Origin of the sequence: Noviluteimonas gilva (assembly GCF_009740395.1) — a bacterium.
In the GTDB taxonomy this organism is placed as follows: Bacteria; Pseudomonadota; Gammaproteobacteria; order Xanthomonadales; family Xanthomonadaceae; genus Noviluteimonas; species Noviluteimonas gilva.
Genome location: NZ_WOXT01000001.1, coordinates 728,925 through 744,676, shown reverse-complemented (window position 1 = coordinate 744,676; position 15,752 = coordinate 728,925). Strand labels below are relative to the sequence as shown.

The window sequence follows — 15,752 nt, the reverse complement described above, 5'->3', positions numbered from 1 at the left end:
GCTTAGCGCACGCGACCGCGGCGGAACAGATTGACGATGGCGAGCAGGATCACCGCGCCGATCAGCGAAATGATGAAGCCCGTGACACTGAAGCCGTCGTTGATGTTGGCGCCGCTGATGCCGAGCATCCCGCCCAACCAGCCGCCCAGGAACGCGCCGATGATGCCGACGATCACGTTGAGGATGATGCCCTGCTGCGCATCGGTCCGCATGATGAGACTGGCCAGCCAACCGACGATGCCGCCAACGATCAACCAGATGATGATGTTCATGCACCCACTCCTTTGAATTGAACAGCGAATTCCGATCGACCCCCTCAGGGGAAGGGGGTTCGGCGGCAGTCTCTTCGGGCAGGCGTGAAGGTGGAGTCAGAACTCTGGAGCGCCAAAAAACCGCTTGTTTTCAGCGGTTTGTGCGAGCCGTGAAGGGCGCGTCACGCGCCCGTCAGCAACGCCGCGAGGGTTTCGCGCGGCAACTTTCCGGTTTCGTTGCGCGGCAACATGGGCACGCAACGCAGGGGACGCGGGAGGAACACCGGATCCAGCGCGCGGCGCAACGCGGACAGGATCTGCGCTTCGTCGAGCATCGGTGCGACGGCGAGCGCGGCGATGCGACGGACACCGCCCTCGCCGGGTTCGTCGAGCTGGAACACGATGCCGTCTTCGACGCCCGGGATCGCGAGCAGCTTGCGCGTCATGTCGCCGAGCGAGGCGCGCTTGCCGGCGATTTCGAGCAGGTCGGCGTTGCGGCCGCGCAGCAGGAATCCACCGTCGGGTTGCACTTCGACCAGGTCGGCGAGCACGACGGGTGTTTCCAGGTGCGGCGCATGCACCGCGGTGCCGTCGGGCTGCGGAACGACACGCACGCCCGGCAACGGCGTCCACGCGGTTTCGCACGCGGTGCGGCGGCGGGCGATGACGCAGGTTTCGGTCGAACCGAAGACTTCGCGCACTTCGCAGCTGAAGCGGGCTTCGGCTTCGGCGGCGAGTTCGGCGGACAGGGGCGCAGTCGCGGAAACGATCGCGCGCAACGGCGGCAACTTGCAGCCCGAGACCAGCAGCGCGCGCAGGTGCACGGGCGTGGTCACCAGGATGCGCGGCGCGCGTGCATGCGACAGGGCCTGCGCGACGTCTTCCGGGAAGAACGGACGCGCCGCGTGCACGGCGACGGGCCCGAGCAACGGCAGCAACACCGACATCTCCATGCCGTACATGTGCTGCGGCGGCACGGTGGCGACGATGTGCGCGTCGCCTTCGGGCTGCCAGAGATCGGCGAGCGCGGCGAGGTTCTGCGCGGTGCTGCGGCGGAAGCTGCCCCAGGTTTTCGGATTCGCGTGCGGGCGGCCGGTGCTGCCGGAGGTGTAGCCGATCGCGACCAGTGCATCGTCGTCGAGCGTCGGTGTTTCGCCGACGCGTTCGGGCAGCACGTCGGGCAGCCGCAGGTAACGCGCGGGCGCCGGGATGAGTTCGCCATCGCCGATGCAGTAACTGTCGGGATGCTGCGCCATCGCTTCGTCGACCATGCCCGGTGCGCGCGAAGGCGGCAGCAGGTTGGTCTGTCCGCGCATCGCGATCGCGCAAAAGGCGACGAGGAAGCGGTAGCGGTCTTCGCACAGGTTGATGGCGTGCATGCCCGGCGGCAGCATCGCGGCCACGCCGCGCACCTGCGCCAGGAAGGTGTCGAGCGGCACGTCCCCACGTGCGTCGAACACCACCGCGCGCGACGGATCGCCCGCGGCAATGAATGTTTGCGGCGCGGATGCGCCGGGTTCGATGACTGCGGACATTGGACCTGCTTTTCCCTTGGCGGCCTGAGCCGCCCCCCTTCGCGTACTTTACGCTGGCTTGCCTGGTATCGGGATTGTTCCCCCACTCAATGGAACCCGCCTTCACACCGACCGATGCGGCCCGGCTTCCGCGCTGGACCTGGCGCGACCACGCCCGCGGCACGCCCGCCGAGCCGCTGGTGCGCGATTGGTTGGGGGCGGTGCTCGAACTGCCGGCGGCGGCGATCGAATTGCACCGCGATGTGCTGGGGCGGCCGCGCCTGGCGGGCGCGCTGCAGGGATTCGACGTGAGCTGGAGCCACAGCGGCGACGGTTTGCTGATCGCGCTGGGCGACAGCGTGGACGTCGGCGTGGACCTGGAACGCGCCCGCCCGCGCCCGCGCGCGCTGGAACTTGCGCAGCGCTTCTTCCACGCGACCGAACACGACTGGCTGCGCGGCTTGCCCGAACCCGACCGCAACGAAGCCTTCCTCCGCCTGTGGTGCGCGAAAGAGGCCGTGCTGAAGGCACATGGGCGCGGGATCGCCTATGGCCTGGACAAATTCGGGCTCGCCGATCTCGACGGCAGCCTGGCGATGACGCATCCGCACGCCGGCCTCGGCGGCCCGTGGTCGGTGCATGAATGGGCACCGCGGCCGGGCTATCGCGCGGCACTCGCGTGGCGTGGCCGCTAAGATGCGCGCCCCATGACGTCGCCCACCGCCCCCGACCTGTCCGCCCTGCGCCCCGAACTCGAGGCGGGCCTGCGCGCACTCGACCTCGATGTCGCGCTCGCCACGCCCCTGCTCGACTACGTCGCGCTGCTCGTGCGCTGGAACGCCACCTACAACCTCACCGCCATCCGCGACCCGCGCGAGATGATCGCCAAGCACCTGCTCGATTCGCTGGCGATGCACCCGTATGTGGAAGGCATCGGGCGCCTGGCCGACCTGGGCACTGGCGCCGGCCTGCCCGGCATCCCGCTGGCGATCGCCAAGCCGGTGCTGCAGGTGTCGCTGGTGGAGAGCAACGGCAAGAAGGTGCGCTTCATGCGGGAAGCGATCCGCAAGCTCGGGCTGACCAACGCCGAAGCGGTCGAATCGCGGATCGAGGCCTTCGATGCCCCCGGCCGGTTCGACGCGATCACGGCGCGCGCGCTCGCGACCCTGCCGCTGATCCTGGAATCCGGCGGCCATCTCCTGCGACCCGGTGGCGTACTGCTCGCAATGAAGGGCGTGGTGCCCAGCGAGGAGATCGCCGCGCTGCCGCCGGGATGGCGCGTTCGTGAGTTGCATCCGATGCGTGTGCCCGGTCTCGATGCCGAGCGGCACCTCATCGTCGTGGCTGCGGCATAATCGGGATCCGGCCGTCTCTACCGAGCAGCGCCGAACCACCGGGGGACATCGCGCCGTGACGGCCCGCATCATCGCTGTTGCCAACCAGAAAGGCGGCGTCGGCAAGACCACCACCTCCGTGAATCTCGCGGCGGCCCTGGCGCGCACGCCAAAACGCGTGTTGCTCGTGGACCTGGATCCGCAGGGCAACGCGACGATGGGCAGCGGCGTGGAGAAGCGCGAACTGCGCGCCTCCATCACCGACGTGCTGCTGGAAGAAATGCACGCGCCCTCGGCGATCGTGAAAACGCCCGAAGGCTTCGACATCCTTCCCGGCAACATCGATCTCACCGCCGCCGAAATCGAATTGATGGACGAGGAAGGCCGCGAGCAGCGCCTCAAGCGCGCGCTCGAACCGATCCGCGACCAATACGACTTCATCATCATCGACTGCCCGCCCGCGCTGTCGCTGCTCACGCTCAACGCGTTGACGGCAGCCGACTCGGTGCTGGTGCCGATGCAGTGCGAGTACTACGCGCTGGAAGGCCTGTCCGCGCTGATCGACACGATCGACGCGCTCAAGCGCAGGCTCAATCCCGCGCTGGAAATCGAAGGCGTGCTGCGTACGATGTTCGACGTGCGCAACAATCTCGCCAACGCGGTGTCGGCCGAACTGACGCAACATTTCGGCGACCGCGTGTTCCGTACCATCGTGCCGCGCAACGTGCGCCTGGCCGAGGCGCCGAGCCACGGGCAGAGCATCGTCGCCTACGACAAGGCCTCGCGCGGCAGCGTCGCGTACCTTGGGCTGGCCGGCGAAGTGATGCGCCGCCAGCGCGAACGCGAGCAGACCGCGAAGTCCGCGGCACAGGAACCGAAGAAGGAAGTGCAAGCATGACCGTCGCGAAGAAGCGCGGCCTCGGAAGGGGCCTCGAAGCCCTGCTCGGGCCGAAGGCCGCCGCCGAAACCGCGCCGCTGGAAGCCCAGCCCGGCGAAGCGCTGCGCCAGCTGCCGCTCGGTCAGTTGCAACCCGGCCGTTACCAGCCGCGCAGCGGCATGGACCAGGGCAAGCTCGCCGAGCTGGCCGAGTCGATCCGCGCGCAGGGCGTGATCCAGCCGATCGTCGTGCGCGAGATCGACAACGCCGGCAAGGGCGCGCGTTACGAAATCATCGCCGGCGAACGCCGCTGGCGCGCCTCGCAACTCGCGGGCCTGGCGCAGATCCCGGCGGTCGTGCGCGTGGTCGACGACCACGCCGTCATCGCGATGGCGCTGATCGAGAACATCCAGCGCGAAGACCTCAATCCGCTGGAAGAAGCGCTTGCGCTGCAGCGGCTGATCGACGAATTCGACCTCACCCACGCGCAGGCCGCCGATGCGGTGGGCCGTTCGCGCGCCGCGGTGTCCAACCTGCTGCGTTTGCTCGAACTGCCGCCGGAAATCCGCGTGCTCGTGGAAACCAAGGCGATCGAAATGGGCCACGCGCGCGCGCTGCTGACGCTGGCGCCGCAGGCCGCGGTCTCACTCGCGCGCCAGGCCGCCGAACACGAATGGTCGGTGCGCGAGGTCGAGCATCGCGTGCAGCAACTGATGGCCGGCCAAGTCGCCAACGGTACCTCCACGCGCAAGGCCAAGCCGGCGAAAGCCAAGCCGCAGGCCGATATCGCCACGCTGGAGCGCGAGCTGTCCGAATCCCTGGGCACCCGCGTCAACGTGCTGCACGGGCGCGCCGGCAAGGGCCGCCTGGTGATCCACTATTCCGACCTGGATTCGCTGGACGGCGTGCTGGAACGGCTGCGCGGCAAGTCCGAGTAAGGTTGTCGCACGCGCGTGAGGCTGCGTGCACGGCCGCGCGGCTAGGCTGCGGCAATTTTTGAGAAGCGGAGCTTCCCACGCCATGACCGATACGACGGACACGATCCTTGTCACGGGCGCCGCCGGTTTCATCGGCGCCTACACCTGCCGCGAATTGCGTGCGCGCGGCGCCAACGTCGTCGGCCTCGACAACTACAACGATTACTACGATCCGCAACTCAAGCGCGATCGCGTCGCCGCGCTGTGCCCGGATGTCGAGATCGCGCAGATCGACCTGACCGATCGCGTGGCGCTCGAAGCGCTGTTCGACAAGCACCGCTTCGGCCGCGTGATCCATCTCGCCGCGCAGGCGGGCGTGCGCTACTCGCTCGAGAATCCGCACGCCTACGTCGACAGCAACCTGATCGGCTTCGTCAACATGCTGGAGCTGTGCCGGCATCGTGGCGTCGAACACCTGGTCTACGCGAGCTCGTCGTCGGTCTACGGCGATTCGGCGACGCCGCCGTTTTCCGAAGCGCAGCGCATCGACCGCCCGCGCTCGCTTTACGCCGCGACGAAGGCCGCGAATGAATTGATGGCCCACACCTACGCGCACCTCTACGGTTTGCGCGCGACCGGGCTGCGGTTCTTCACCGTCTACGGCCCGTGGGGCCGCCCCGACATGGCGCCGCTGCTGTTCTCGCGCGCGGTGCTCGCCGGCCGGCCGATCCAGGTGTTCAACCACGGCCGCATGCGCCGCGACTTCACCCATATCGACGACATCGTCGCCGGCGTGCTCGGCGCGATGGATGCCCCCGCGCGTCCCGCGGGCGAGAACGCGGCCGAAGGCGGGCCGCATCGCGTCTACAACCTCGGCAACCACACGCCGGTGGAGCTGGAGCGCTTCATCGCGGTGATCGAGCAGGCGGCGGGCCGCCCGGCGGAAAAGAACTATCTGCCCATGCAACCAGGCGACATGGTCGAAACCATGGCCGATACTGCGCGCGCCCAGGCGGACTTCGGTTTCGAACCCGCGACCCCCATCGACACCGGCCTGCCGCCCGTCGTGCGCTGGTGCCGCGATTATTTCGGAGACAAGGCTTGACCCACGCCCCGCAGCTGTCCGTCGTCGTGCCGGTGTTCAACGAGCAGGACAATGTCGGTCCCTTGCTGCGGGAAGTCGTGGCCGCGTTGCGCGGCCACGTGGAATTCGAAGCGATCTTCGTCGACGACAACTCGAAGGACGGCACGCTCGCCGCGTTGCGCGCGCTGAAGTCCGAAGTGCCGGAGCTGCGCGTGTTGCATCACGTGAAGCAGAGCGGCCAGAGCACCGCGATCCGCACCGGCGTGCGCCACGCGCGCGCGCCGTGGGTGGCCACGCTGGATGGCGACGGGCAGAACGATCCGGCCGATATTCCCAAGCTCCTCGCAGCGCGCGATACCGCCGCGCCGCAGATCCGCTTGTTCGCCGGCTGGCGCGTCAATCGCCAGGATTCGGGCAGCAAGCGCTGGGCGTCGAAATGGGCGAACGCGATCCGCGCCCGCGTGCTCCGCGACGACACGCCCGACACCGGCTGCGGCATCAAGCTGTTCGAGCGCGACGCTTTCCTCGACCTGCCCTACTTCGACCACATGCATCGCTACCTACCCGCGCTGATGCAGCGCGCGGGCTGGCAGACGGTGAGCGTGCCGGTGAACCACCGCGCGCGTTCGACCGGCGTGTCGAAGTACAACAACCTCAATCGCGCGCTGGTCGGCATCCGCGACCTGATGGGCGTGGCCTGGCTGATCGTGCGCAGCAAGCGCACGGGCGTCGAGGAATCCTGAGGATGCTGGACGCAGCACCCGTCGCGCAGGATTTCATGAACTCGCCGATCGATTGGCTCGCGTGGACCGGCCTGCACATGTCCCCGTGGAAGCTGATCGGCCTGACCGGCGCGCTGATGTTCGGCGGCCGCTGGGTGGTGCAGTTCCTCGCCTCGCGCCGCCACGGCAAACCCGTGATCCCGCGGGTGTTCTGGTACATGAGCCTGGTGGGGTCGGTCATGACCCTGGCCTACTTCGTGTTCTCGGCCAAGCAGGACTCGGTGGGCGTGATCCAGAACCTCTTCCCCGCCTTCACGGCCGGCTACAGCCTGTATCTGGACATTCGCCACCGCGGCTGGCACCGGGACAAGGCCTCGCACTGACCCCGATTCGAGGGGGAATTCAGGCAAATCAAGGGGTTTTGGCTTCGCAGGGGTAGCCCGAAGGGGTTCGGGCGGGCATAATGCGCGGCTCGCTGCGGCAGTCCCGGGGTCCCAGGCCCTATTGCAGCGTGGCCGTCGTACCCCAGGCCATGGGGTGCATCACAGACACCAATCGAGGTGCGCTATGTCCCGCGTTTGCCAAGTTTCCGGCAAGAGCGTGCAGACGGGTAACAACGTCTCGCATGCGAACAACAAGACCCGTCGTCGTTTCCTGCCCAACCTGCATGAGCGTCGTTTCTGGGTCGCCAGCGAAAACCGCTGGGTGAAGCTGAAGGTTTCCGCGCACGCGCTGCGCACCATCGACAAGAACGGTATCGACTCGGTCCTGGCGCAGCTTCGCGCCCGTGGCGAGAAGGTCTGAGGAGTAAACGACCATGGCAAGCAAGCGCGACAAGATTCGCCTGATCTCCTCGGCCAACACCGGCCACTTCTACACGACCGACAAGAACAAGAAGAACACGCCGAACAAGATGGAGGTCAAGAAGTACGACCCCGTCGTCCGGAAGCACGTGATCTACAAGGAAGGCAAGATCAAGTAAGCCTTCGCCTGCCCTGAGCAGGATGTTCGAAGCACACGAAGAACCCGCCGGAAGGCGGGTTTCTTTTTGCCTGCCGTTTACGCGCCGCGACGATTGCGCACGAGCGAATCGACCACCGACGGATCGGCCAGCGTCGACGTATCGCCCAGCTGGTCCGGCACGTCCTCCGCGATCTTCCGCAGGATGCGCCGCATGATCTTCCCCGAGCGCGTCTTCGGCAGGCCCGGCGCCCACTGCAGATGGTCGGGCGTCGCGATCGGCCCGATTTCGTGGCGCACGTGCGCGATCAGTTCCGCACGCAGCGCGTCGCTTTCGGTCTCGCCCGCGATCAGGGTCACGTACGCGTAGATGCCCTGGCCCTTGATGTCGTGCGGGAAGCCGACGACCGCGGCTTCGGCGACCTTCGCATGCGAGACCAGCGCGCTTTCCACTTCCGCCGTGCCGATGCGATGGCCGCTGACGTTGATCACGTCGTCCACGCGGCCGGTGATCCAGTAGTCGCCATCGGCATCGCGCCGACAACCGTCGCCGGTGAAGTACATCCCGGGATACGCGCGGAAGTAGGTGTCGATGAAGCGCTGGTGGTCGCCGTACACCGTGCGCATCTGCCCGGGCCAGGAATCCAGCAGCACGAGGTTGCCGGTGGCTTCGCCTTCGAGCAGGCGGCCTTCGGCGTCGACCAATGCGGGCTGCACGCCGAAGAAGGGCTTCATCGCGCTGCCGGGCTTGGCGTCGATGCCGATCGGCGGCGTGATCAGGGCGCCGCCGGTTTCCGTCTGCCACCACGTATCGACGACGGGGCAACGCGCATCGCCGACAACGTCGTGATACCAGCGCCAAGCTTCGGGATTGATCGGCTCGCCGACCGTGCCGAGCAAGCGCAGCGATTTGCGCGAGGCCGCTTTGACCGGCGCATCGCCTTCGCGCATCAGCGCGCGGATCGCGGTGGGTGCGGTGTAGAAGATCGTGACCTGGTGTTTGTCGATCACGCGCCAGAAGCGCGAATGATCCGGATGGTTCGGCACGCCTTCGAACACGACCACGGTCGCGCCGTTCGCCAACGGCCCGTACACGATGTACGTGTGGCCGGTGATCCAGCCGACGTCGGCCGTGCACCAGAAGACATCGTCGTCGCGCAGGCCGAACACGCGTTCGTGCGTGAAGCTCGCATACACCAGGTATCCGCCGGTCGTGTGCAGCACGCCTTTCGGTTTGCCCGTCGAGCCGGAGGTGTAGAGGATGAAGAGCGGATCTTCCGCGTTCATCGGCTCGGGTTCGCAGGTGTCGGGCTGGCCGTCGACGACGACATCCACCCAACGGTCGCGCGGCATCTGCATCGCGACCGCGGCGCCGGTGTGGCGCACGACGAGCACGGTTTCGACGGAGTTCGTGCCCGGCAGCGCGAGCGCGGCGTCGACGTTGGCCTTCAACGCGATGCGCTTGCCGCCGCGCAGGCCTTCGTCGGCGGTGATGATCAGCTTGCTGCGGCAATCGGCGACGCGGTCGGCGATCGATTGCGGCGCGAATCCGCCGAACACCACCGAATGGATCGCGCCGATGCGCGCGCAGGCGAGCATCGCGACGACGGCGTCGGGAATCATCGGCAGGTAGATCGTGATGCGATCGCCCTTGCGCACGCCGAGGTTGCGCAGCGCATTGGCGAGGCGACACGTACGCGCGTGCAGTTCGCGATAGGTGATGCGTTGCGCTTCGGCGTTCGGATCGTCGGGTTCGAAGATCAGCGCGGTGCGGTCGCCGCGCGTCGCCAGGTGGCGATCGAGGCAATTGACGCTCGCGTTGAGCACGCCGTCGGCGTACCAGCGGATGTGGAAGTCCTTGGTGTCGAAGCTGACGTCGCGGATTTGGGTGGGCGGCGCGATCCACTCGATGCGCTGCGCGACCGACTTCCAATAGCCGTCGGGATCGCTGAGCGATTGCGCGTATTCGCGCGCGTAGTCGGTCGATCCGGTCATGCGGCACCACCTAGCGACGTGGGCCGACAGTTTGCCCTCAACGCGGCGGGGCGGCGAGTTCGGCGGCGCTCAGCACGCCGTCCTTGTTGGCGTCCTGCCGACCGAAAGCGTCGGCCAGGCGCGTGCGGTGCGCTTCGCGCGTGAGCGGCTTGCCACGGCCGCCCGGTTGCTCGGCGGGCGAGAGCGTGCCGTCGTGGTCGGCGTCCATCGCATCGAACGCGTAGCTCAGCCAATCCTGGTATTCGAGCAGCGAGACGCGGGCGTCGTGGTCGGTGTCCATGCGCGCCAGGTACTCGCTGCTGGCGGTGACCTGTGCGAAGGCGGGCGCTATCGCCAGTAAACAGGCAAAGAAAAACCCCGCACGCGAACGTGCGGGGTTTCTTGAACAGTGCAGCGTTGCGCGCATCAGGCCTGGAGCTGGTAGCCCTTCAGGCGCGCCGAGAAGTCCTGCAGCGCGCGGATACCGCTGGCTTCGGCGTCCTTGCACCACTGCTGCAGGTTCTGCAGCGTGGCCGCGGCGTCGTTGCCACGCGCTTCGAGCACGGCGGCCAGGCGGGCGCGATGTTCGACCAGCGCACGGATGCGCGGACGCGCCGCCACCCATTCCTGCATCTGCTGGCGTGCATCGGGCTGCAGCCAACGGCCGTCGTCGCTCAGGCCCTTGCGCAGCTGGCGCGGGAGCATGGCGCGCAGCTTGCCGCCGGTGGCCTGCGCTTCTTCCTTCAACGCCGGCTTGAGCACGTTGCGCTGGAAGTCGGTCATCGCCTGGAAGCGATGCGCGAGCAACGCCTTGATCGTCTCGGTATCGGGCACGTTGATGTTCGGGCGCACGTCGAGGGTCGGCGCAACGCGCAGCACCTTGGCCATGCCGATCGATTCGAACATCTTGATGACGCCCCAGCCGATGTCGACTTCGAACTTGCGCAGCGCGAACTTCGCCGAGCTCGGGAAGGCGTGGTGGTTGTTGTGTAGCTCCTCGCCGCCGATCCACACGCCCCACGGGGTGAGGTTGGTCGCGGTGTCGGTGGTCTCGAAGTTGCGGTAGCCCCACCAATGGCCGAGGCCGTTGACGACGCCCGCGGCCCAGAACGGGATCCACAGCATCTGGATCGCCCACACGGCCACGCCCGGGATGCCGAACAGCGCGAAGCTGATGAAGAGCAACAGCGTCGGGCCCATCGTCGCGTGCGGCGTGTAGACCTTGCGCTCGATCCAGTCTTCCGGGCAGCCCTTGCCGTACTTCTCGATCGACTCGCGATCGCCGCGCGCTTCGCGGTACAGTTCAACGCCGCGCCAGAAGACGGTCTTGATGCCCTTGTGCATCGGGCTGTGCGGATCTTCTTCGGTCTCGCACTTGGCGTGGTGCTTGCGATGGATCGCCGCCCATTCCTTCGTGATCATCGACGTGGTGATCCACGTCCAGAAACGGAAGAAGTGCGCGAGCACCGGATGGAAGTCGACGCCGCGATGCGCCTGGCTGCGGTGCAGGTACAGCGTGACCGAGAAGATCGTCAGCTGCGTGGCGACCAGCAGGTAGACCAACAGGCCGACCCAGCCGAATTGCAGCAGGCCGCCGCCGAGGAAATCGAGTAGAGCTTGCATCGTGACTCCGCATGAAAAAAACAGGGCATTTCATCCCGAAGGCATCATGCCACCAGCGATTACCCATGCGCCCGCGTACGGCGCAGATTCGTGATGGGGGTGTTCAGACCGGATAACAACGTTCACGTTGCTTCGGCCGCTTTCACGCCCCATCTCATGAGTCCACGCGAATCGCTGCAAACTCGCCTCCATGCCCGAATTGCCTGAAGTCGAAACCACCCGGCGCGGCCTGGCGCCGCACGTTGAAGGGCGCGTCGTCGCAGACGTCGTGTTGCGTCGTCCGGATCTGCGCTGGCCGATTCCGCCAGAGATTGCGGCCTTGCTCCCCGGTCGGCGGATCGATTCCGTTCGTCGGCGCGCGAAATACCTGCTGCTCGACACCGAGGTCGGCAGCGCGCTGCTGCACCTCGGAATGTCGGGAAGCCTGCGCGTGCTACCGGCCGACACACCCGTGGAAGCGCACGACCACGTCGACCTCAAGCTCGCCGACCGTGGGCGCACGAAGGGCCGCGTCCTGCGCTTCAACGATCCCCGGCGCTTCGGCTGCCTGCTCTGGCAGCCGCCGGGCGAGGTCCACGAGCTCCTGCGCGGCCTGGGCCCCGAGCCGCTGTCCGACGCCTTCGACGGGGACTACCTCTTCGCCCGCAGCCGGGGCCGGAAGGCGCCGGTCAAGACCTTCCTGATGGACCAGGGGATCGTGGTCGGGGTGGGCAACATCTATGCGGCCGAGGCCCTGTTCGAGGCGGGGATCTCACCCCTGCGCGAGGCCGGGAAGGTCTCGCGCGAGCGCTACCACGCCCTGTCCGACGCGGTGAAGCGGATCCTGGCTTACGCGATCGAGCGGGGCGGCACCACGCTGCGGGACTTCATCAGCCCCGATGGCCTGCCGGGGTATTTCGAGCTCGAATTGGCCGCCTACGGGCGCGGCGGGGAGCCCTGCCCGCGGTGCGGAAAAGCGATGAAGGAAGGCACGATCGGCCAGCGGACCACCGTCTGGTGCCCCCGCTGCCAGCGCTGAAACCGCCTGCCACCCACGATCTACCGAGGCAGGCATCGCCCAACGCGGGTATATTCCGGCGCCTGAGGGGAAAAATGTCCGAGACGGCAGACATTACGGAGTTGCTGGACGCTGCACGCGACGGAGACCGTGGCGCGCTGGACCGTGTCCTGGCCACCCTTTACCAGGAACTGCACTCGATGGCCCGCCGCCAACTCGCCGGCCAGCACGGGCACACGCTCGATGCGACCGCGCTGGTGCACGAGGCCTACCTCAAGCTCGTTGGCCGCAATTCGGCGCAGTTCGACGATCGCGCGCACTTTTTCGCCTATGCCGCCTCCGCGATGCGCAGCGTGGTCGTCGACTACGCGCGCCAGCGCCTGGCGCAGAAACGCGGCGGCGACCTGCATCGCGTGACCGAGCTGCCCGAGGAAGTCGAAGGCGGCCTGCGCCTGGATGAAGAAACCCTGGGCCTCGATACCGCCCTGACGCGTTTGGCCGCGGTCGATGCGCGCCTGGCGCAGGTGGTCGAGCTGCGTTACTTCGCCGGCCTCTCGGAACTGGAGATCGCCGCGCTGCTCAAGCGGTCCGAACGCAGCATCCGGCGCGATTGGCAGAAGGCGCGCCTGTTCCTGCTCGCGTCCTTGAAGGACAGTTGACGGGGACGGTGATGGACCCCGAGCGCTGGCAACGGTTGTCTCCGCTGCTCGATGCGCTGTTCGAGCTGGACGACGACGAACGCGAACGCAGCCTGCGCCTGATGCGCGAAGAGGATCCGCAGACCGCGGACGACCTCGAAGAACTGCTCAAGCTCGAAACCGATCGCGAGGACTTCCTCTCCGAGCCGCTCGTCGCGCCCTTGCCCGGCCCGCGCCCCGGCGTGGAAGTCGGCCCGTATCGCCTCGAACGCATGCTCGGCGAAGGCGGCATGGGCCAGGTGTGGCTGGCCGCGCGCGCCGACGGCCTGTATCAGCGTCGCGTCGCGCTCAAGCTGTTGCGCCCGGGCCTGGTCGATCCGAACCTGCGCCTGCGCTTCACCCGCGAACGACAGATCCTCGCGCGCCTGGCGCATCCGCACATCGCGCGCCTGCTCGACGCGGGCATGAGCCACGATCATCAGCCGTATCTCGCGCTCGAATACATCGAAGGCGAGCCGATCACCGATTACTGCCGCGCGCATCGCCTCTCGCTGGAATCGCGGCTCGACCTGTTCCACCAGGTGTGCGACGCGGTCTCGCACGCGCACGCGAACCTGATCGTCCACCGCGACCTCAAACCGTCGAACATCCTCGTCACGCCCGCCGGCGACGTGCGCCTGCTCGACTTCGGCATCGCAAAACTCATCGACACCGACCTCGCCGCGCCGGAGCAGACGCGCACCGGCGTGCGCGCGTTCACGCTGCACTATGCAGCGCCCGAGCAGGTGCGCGGCGAACCCGTGTCGACGATGACCGACGTGTATTCGCTCGGCGTCGTGCTCTACGAATTGCTCGCCGACGCCAAACCCTATCGCCTCAAGCGCCAGACCGACGCCGAGTGGGAAGAAGCGATCCTGCAGGGCGATCCGACCAAACCGTCGTCCGCGCTGCAACGCCAGGCCGACGCGGGCGATGGCGACACGCCGATGCTGCGGCGTCGCGCGCGCAACGTCACCGGCGATCTCGACAACATCGTGCTCAAGGCGCTGGCGAAGAAGCCGGAGCAGCGTTATCCGTCGGTCGAAGCGATGTCGCTGGACCTGGAGCGTTATCTCGCCGGCAAGCCGGTGCTCGCGCGTCCGCAGAGCGTCGGCTATCGCCTGCGCAAGTACGTCATCCGCCATCGCTGGGCGCTGGCGACCGGCATCGTCGTGACCGGCGTGCTCGGCGCGGCGCTCACCATCGTCGCGTGGCAGGGACAACAGGCGGTGCAGGAAACCGCACGCGCGCAGGCATTGCAGGATTTCGTCATCGGCCTGTTCGAAGGCGCCGGCGCGGCGCCGCGCGACGATGCGATCGACATGCGCTCGCTGCTCGACAACGGCATCGTGCGCGCCAACAGCGAACTCGCGCGGCAACCGCTCGCGCGCGCCGAAGTGTTCGGCATCATCGCGCGCCTGCGGTTGGGCCTGGGCGATTATCCCGAAGCGATGTCGTTGCTCAATCGCCAGGCGGAGATCCTCAAGTCCGTCGGCGACGACGCGCCGGCAAGCCTGCAGATCGAAGCGGCCACGCAGCAGGGCCTCGCGCATCGGCAGTTGGACGACCCGCGCAAGTGCATCGATGCGATGCAGCCGTGGATGGAACGCGCGCGCCGCGAGCAATCGCAATTGCCCGCGCAGGTCGCCGAGTTCTATTCGCAACTCGCGCGCTGCCGCAGCACCGTGGGCGAGTTCAATGGTGCGCGGCAGTTGCTCGAGTACTCGATGACGATCCGTCGCGAAACGCTCGACGACGAAGCGGGGGTTGCGGAAAACCTGTTCGACCTGGCCAACGTCGACGCCGACGCGGGCAAGTCCGACGTCGCGCTCGCAAGCCTGCGCAACGCATTGGCCTTCCTGCAGCAACGCGTGGGCGAACGGCATCCGCTCGCGATCCAGATCCATCGCCGCATCGCGATCCTGCTGCGCGAAAAGGGCCTGCCGGGCGAAGCCGCGAAATCGGTCGACGCCGCACTCGCGCTGTCGGCCGAACTGCTCGGCGAACGCCACCCGACGACGCTCGCACTGCATCGCCAGCGCGCGTCGGTGTACATGGAGCAAGGCTGGCTCGACGTCGCCGAGCGCGATCTGCGCGACACCACGCCGCTGCTGATCGAACGCGTGGGCGAGCGACACGTCGATGTCGGCGCGAGTTTCTACACGCTGGGCATGCTGGCGTGGGAGCAGGGTCGACTGGAGGAAGCCGAACGCGATCTCGGGCAGGCGGTCGCGATCTGGCGCACGTCGTCGGCGCGCACGCGCATGGTGCGCGCGATGGCCGAACATGCGCAGGTGTTGCAGGCGCTCGGACGCGTGGATGAAGCGCGCGCCGAAGTCGCGCAGGCCGCGCAACTGGCGGTCGCGCAGCTCGGGTTGAAGCATCCGTTCGTGGCGGACGTCGAATATGCGCACGGTCTGATCCTCGCCACCGAAGGCGACCACGCCGGTGCGAAGGCGCGCCTGTCGCGCGCGGCCACGTTGTCGCGCAATGCCGAAGGGCAGCCCGCGATGGACACGCAGGCGATGGAACTGTCGCTGGCGCGCGAACAGGCGCGCGACGGCGACGCCAAGGCCATCGCAACCCTGCAACGCATGGCCACCGCGGCCCCGACGGGCGGCAGCGAACCGCGCAATCTGCGCTGGCGCGCGCGCGCCTACCTGGGTGAAGCGGAGTGCCGCGGCGCCGACGCCGCGCAAGCGCGCGCGAATCTCGACGCGCTGGCGAACGAATTGCACGCGAGCCTGCCGCAAGGCGGACGCCTGCCGCGCGAAGTGGCGGCGATCCGCACGGCGTGCGCACCGCCGTCGATGCAGTAGGCG

General features: G+C 67.6%; 17 protein-coding genes. 12 read left to right on the top strand and 5 right to left on the bottom strand.

Features of this window, described 5'->3' with window-relative positions:
• Positions 1–2: 2 nt before the first annotated feature.
• Positions 3–272 (bottom strand): GlsB/YeaQ/YmgE family stress response membrane protein, encoded by a 270-nt coding sequence (locus GN331_RS03425; protein ID WP_156640324.1) that lies wholly within the window; start codon positions 270–272, stop codon positions 3–5.
• A gap of 161 nt (positions 273–433) precedes the next feature.
• A complete protein-coding gene (locus GN331_RS03420) occupies positions 434–1,786 on the bottom strand; it encodes an AMP-binding protein (protein WP_156640322.1) in 1,353 nt (450 codons plus the stop codon).
• A gap of 89 nt (positions 1,787–1,875) precedes the next feature.
• Between GN331_RS03420 and GN331_RS03415 the strand changes: the two genes are divergently transcribed.
• The 9 genes from GN331_RS03415 to rpmG all read left to right on the top strand — a co-directional run bounded on the left by GN331_RS03415 (position 1,876) and on the right by rpmG (position 7,681).
• Positions 1,876–2,460, top strand: coding sequence for a 4'-phosphopantetheinyl transferase family protein (locus tag GN331_RS03415; RefSeq protein ID WP_156640321.1), 585 nt, complete (start codon positions 1,876–1,878; stop codon positions 2,458–2,460).
• Positions 2,461–2,472: 12 nt separating this feature from the next.
• Positions 2,473–3,120, top strand: a complete 648-nt coding sequence (rsmG, locus tag GN331_RS03410) for a 16S rRNA (guanine(527)-N(7))-methyltransferase RsmG (RefSeq protein WP_156640319.1) — start codon at positions 2,473–2,475, stop codon at positions 3,118–3,120.
• A gap of 55 nt (positions 3,121–3,175) precedes the next feature.
• Entirely contained in the window at positions 3,176–3,997 is an 822-nt protein-coding gene (locus GN331_RS03405; protein ID WP_331713350.1) for a ParA family protein, read from the top strand.
• Positions 3,994–4,914 (top strand): ParB/RepB/Spo0J family partition protein, encoded by a 921-nt coding sequence (locus GN331_RS03400; protein WP_156640315.1) that lies wholly within the window; start codon positions 3,994–3,996, stop codon positions 4,912–4,914. Before GN331_RS03405 ends, GN331_RS03400 begins: the two co-directional genes overlap by 4 nt.
• 82 nt (positions 4,915–4,996) lie before the next feature.
• Positions 4,997–5,998 (top strand): SDR family NAD(P)-dependent oxidoreductase, encoded by a 1,002-nt coding sequence (locus GN331_RS03395; protein WP_156640314.1) that lies wholly within the window; start codon positions 4,997–4,999, stop codon positions 5,996–5,998.
• Positions 5,995–6,720 (top strand): glycosyltransferase family 2 protein, encoded by a 726-nt coding sequence (locus GN331_RS03390; protein ID WP_156640312.1) that lies wholly within the window; start codon positions 5,995–5,997, stop codon positions 6,718–6,720. The genes GN331_RS03395 and GN331_RS03390 overlap by 4 nt, the downstream gene beginning before the upstream one ends.
• A 2-nt stretch (positions 6,721–6,722) precedes the next feature.
• A complete protein-coding gene (locus tag GN331_RS03385; protein ID WP_156640311.1) occupies positions 6,723–7,082 on the top strand; it encodes a lipid-A-disaccharide synthase N-terminal domain-containing protein in 360 nt (119 codons plus the stop codon).
• A 184-nt stretch (positions 7,083–7,266) separates the two neighbouring features.
• Positions 7,267–7,503, top strand: a complete 237-nt coding sequence (gene rpmB, locus GN331_RS03380) for a 50S ribosomal protein L28 (protein WP_036168661.1) — start codon at positions 7,267–7,269, stop codon at positions 7,501–7,503.
• A gap of 13 nt (positions 7,504–7,516) precedes the next feature.
• Positions 7,517–7,681 (top strand): 50S ribosomal protein L33, encoded by a 165-nt coding sequence (gene rpmG / locus GN331_RS03375; RefSeq protein WP_036168663.1) that lies wholly within the window; start codon positions 7,517–7,519, stop codon positions 7,679–7,681.
• Positions 7,682–7,758: 77 nt separating this feature from the next.
• Here the strand turns inward: rpmG and acs are convergent, their stop codons facing one another.
• The 3 genes from acs to GN331_RS03360 all read right to left on the bottom strand — a co-directional run bounded on the left by acs (position 7,759) and on the right by GN331_RS03360 (position 11,256).
• The gene (acs, locus tag GN331_RS03370) at positions 7,759–9,654 is read right to left on the bottom strand and encodes an acetate--CoA ligase (RefSeq protein ID WP_156640309.1); all 1,896 of its coding nucleotides are present in this window, start codon (positions 9,652–9,654) and stop codon (positions 7,759–7,761) included.
• Between the two features lie 37 nt (positions 9,655–9,691).
• A complete protein-coding gene (locus GN331_RS03365) occupies positions 9,692–9,934 on the bottom strand; it encodes an EF-hand domain-containing protein (RefSeq protein WP_425489259.1) in 243 nt (80 codons plus the stop codon).
• A 125-nt stretch (positions 9,935–10,059) separates the two neighbouring features.
• Positions 10,060–11,256: a DesA family fatty acid desaturase gene (locus GN331_RS03360; RefSeq protein ID WP_156640305.1), complete on the bottom strand. Its 1,197-nt coding sequence runs from the start codon at positions 11,254–11,256 to the stop codon at positions 10,060–10,062.
• 190 nt (positions 11,257–11,446) lie between these two features.
• On the opposite strand from GN331_RS03360, the gene mutM reads away from it, so the two are divergent.
• From mutM to GN331_RS03345, 3 genes are all read left to right on the top strand, one after another.
• Positions 11,447–12,274, top strand: a complete 828-nt coding sequence (gene mutM, locus GN331_RS03355; protein WP_156640304.1) for a bifunctional DNA-formamidopyrimidine glycosylase/DNA-(apurinic or apyrimidinic site) lyase — start codon at positions 11,447–11,449, stop codon at positions 12,272–12,274.
• A 74-nt stretch (positions 12,275–12,348) separates the two neighbouring features.
• The gene (locus tag GN331_RS03350; RefSeq protein ID WP_156640302.1) at positions 12,349–12,912 is read left to right on the top strand and encodes an ECF-type sigma factor; all 564 of its coding nucleotides are present in this window, start codon (positions 12,349–12,351) and stop codon (positions 12,910–12,912) included.
• An 11-nt stretch (positions 12,913–12,923) separates the two neighbouring features.
• A complete protein-coding gene (locus GN331_RS03345) occupies positions 12,924–15,749 on the top strand; it encodes a serine/threonine-protein kinase (RefSeq protein ID WP_156640300.1) in 2,826 nt (941 codons plus the stop codon).
• Positions 15,750–15,752 lie beyond the last annotated feature (3 nt).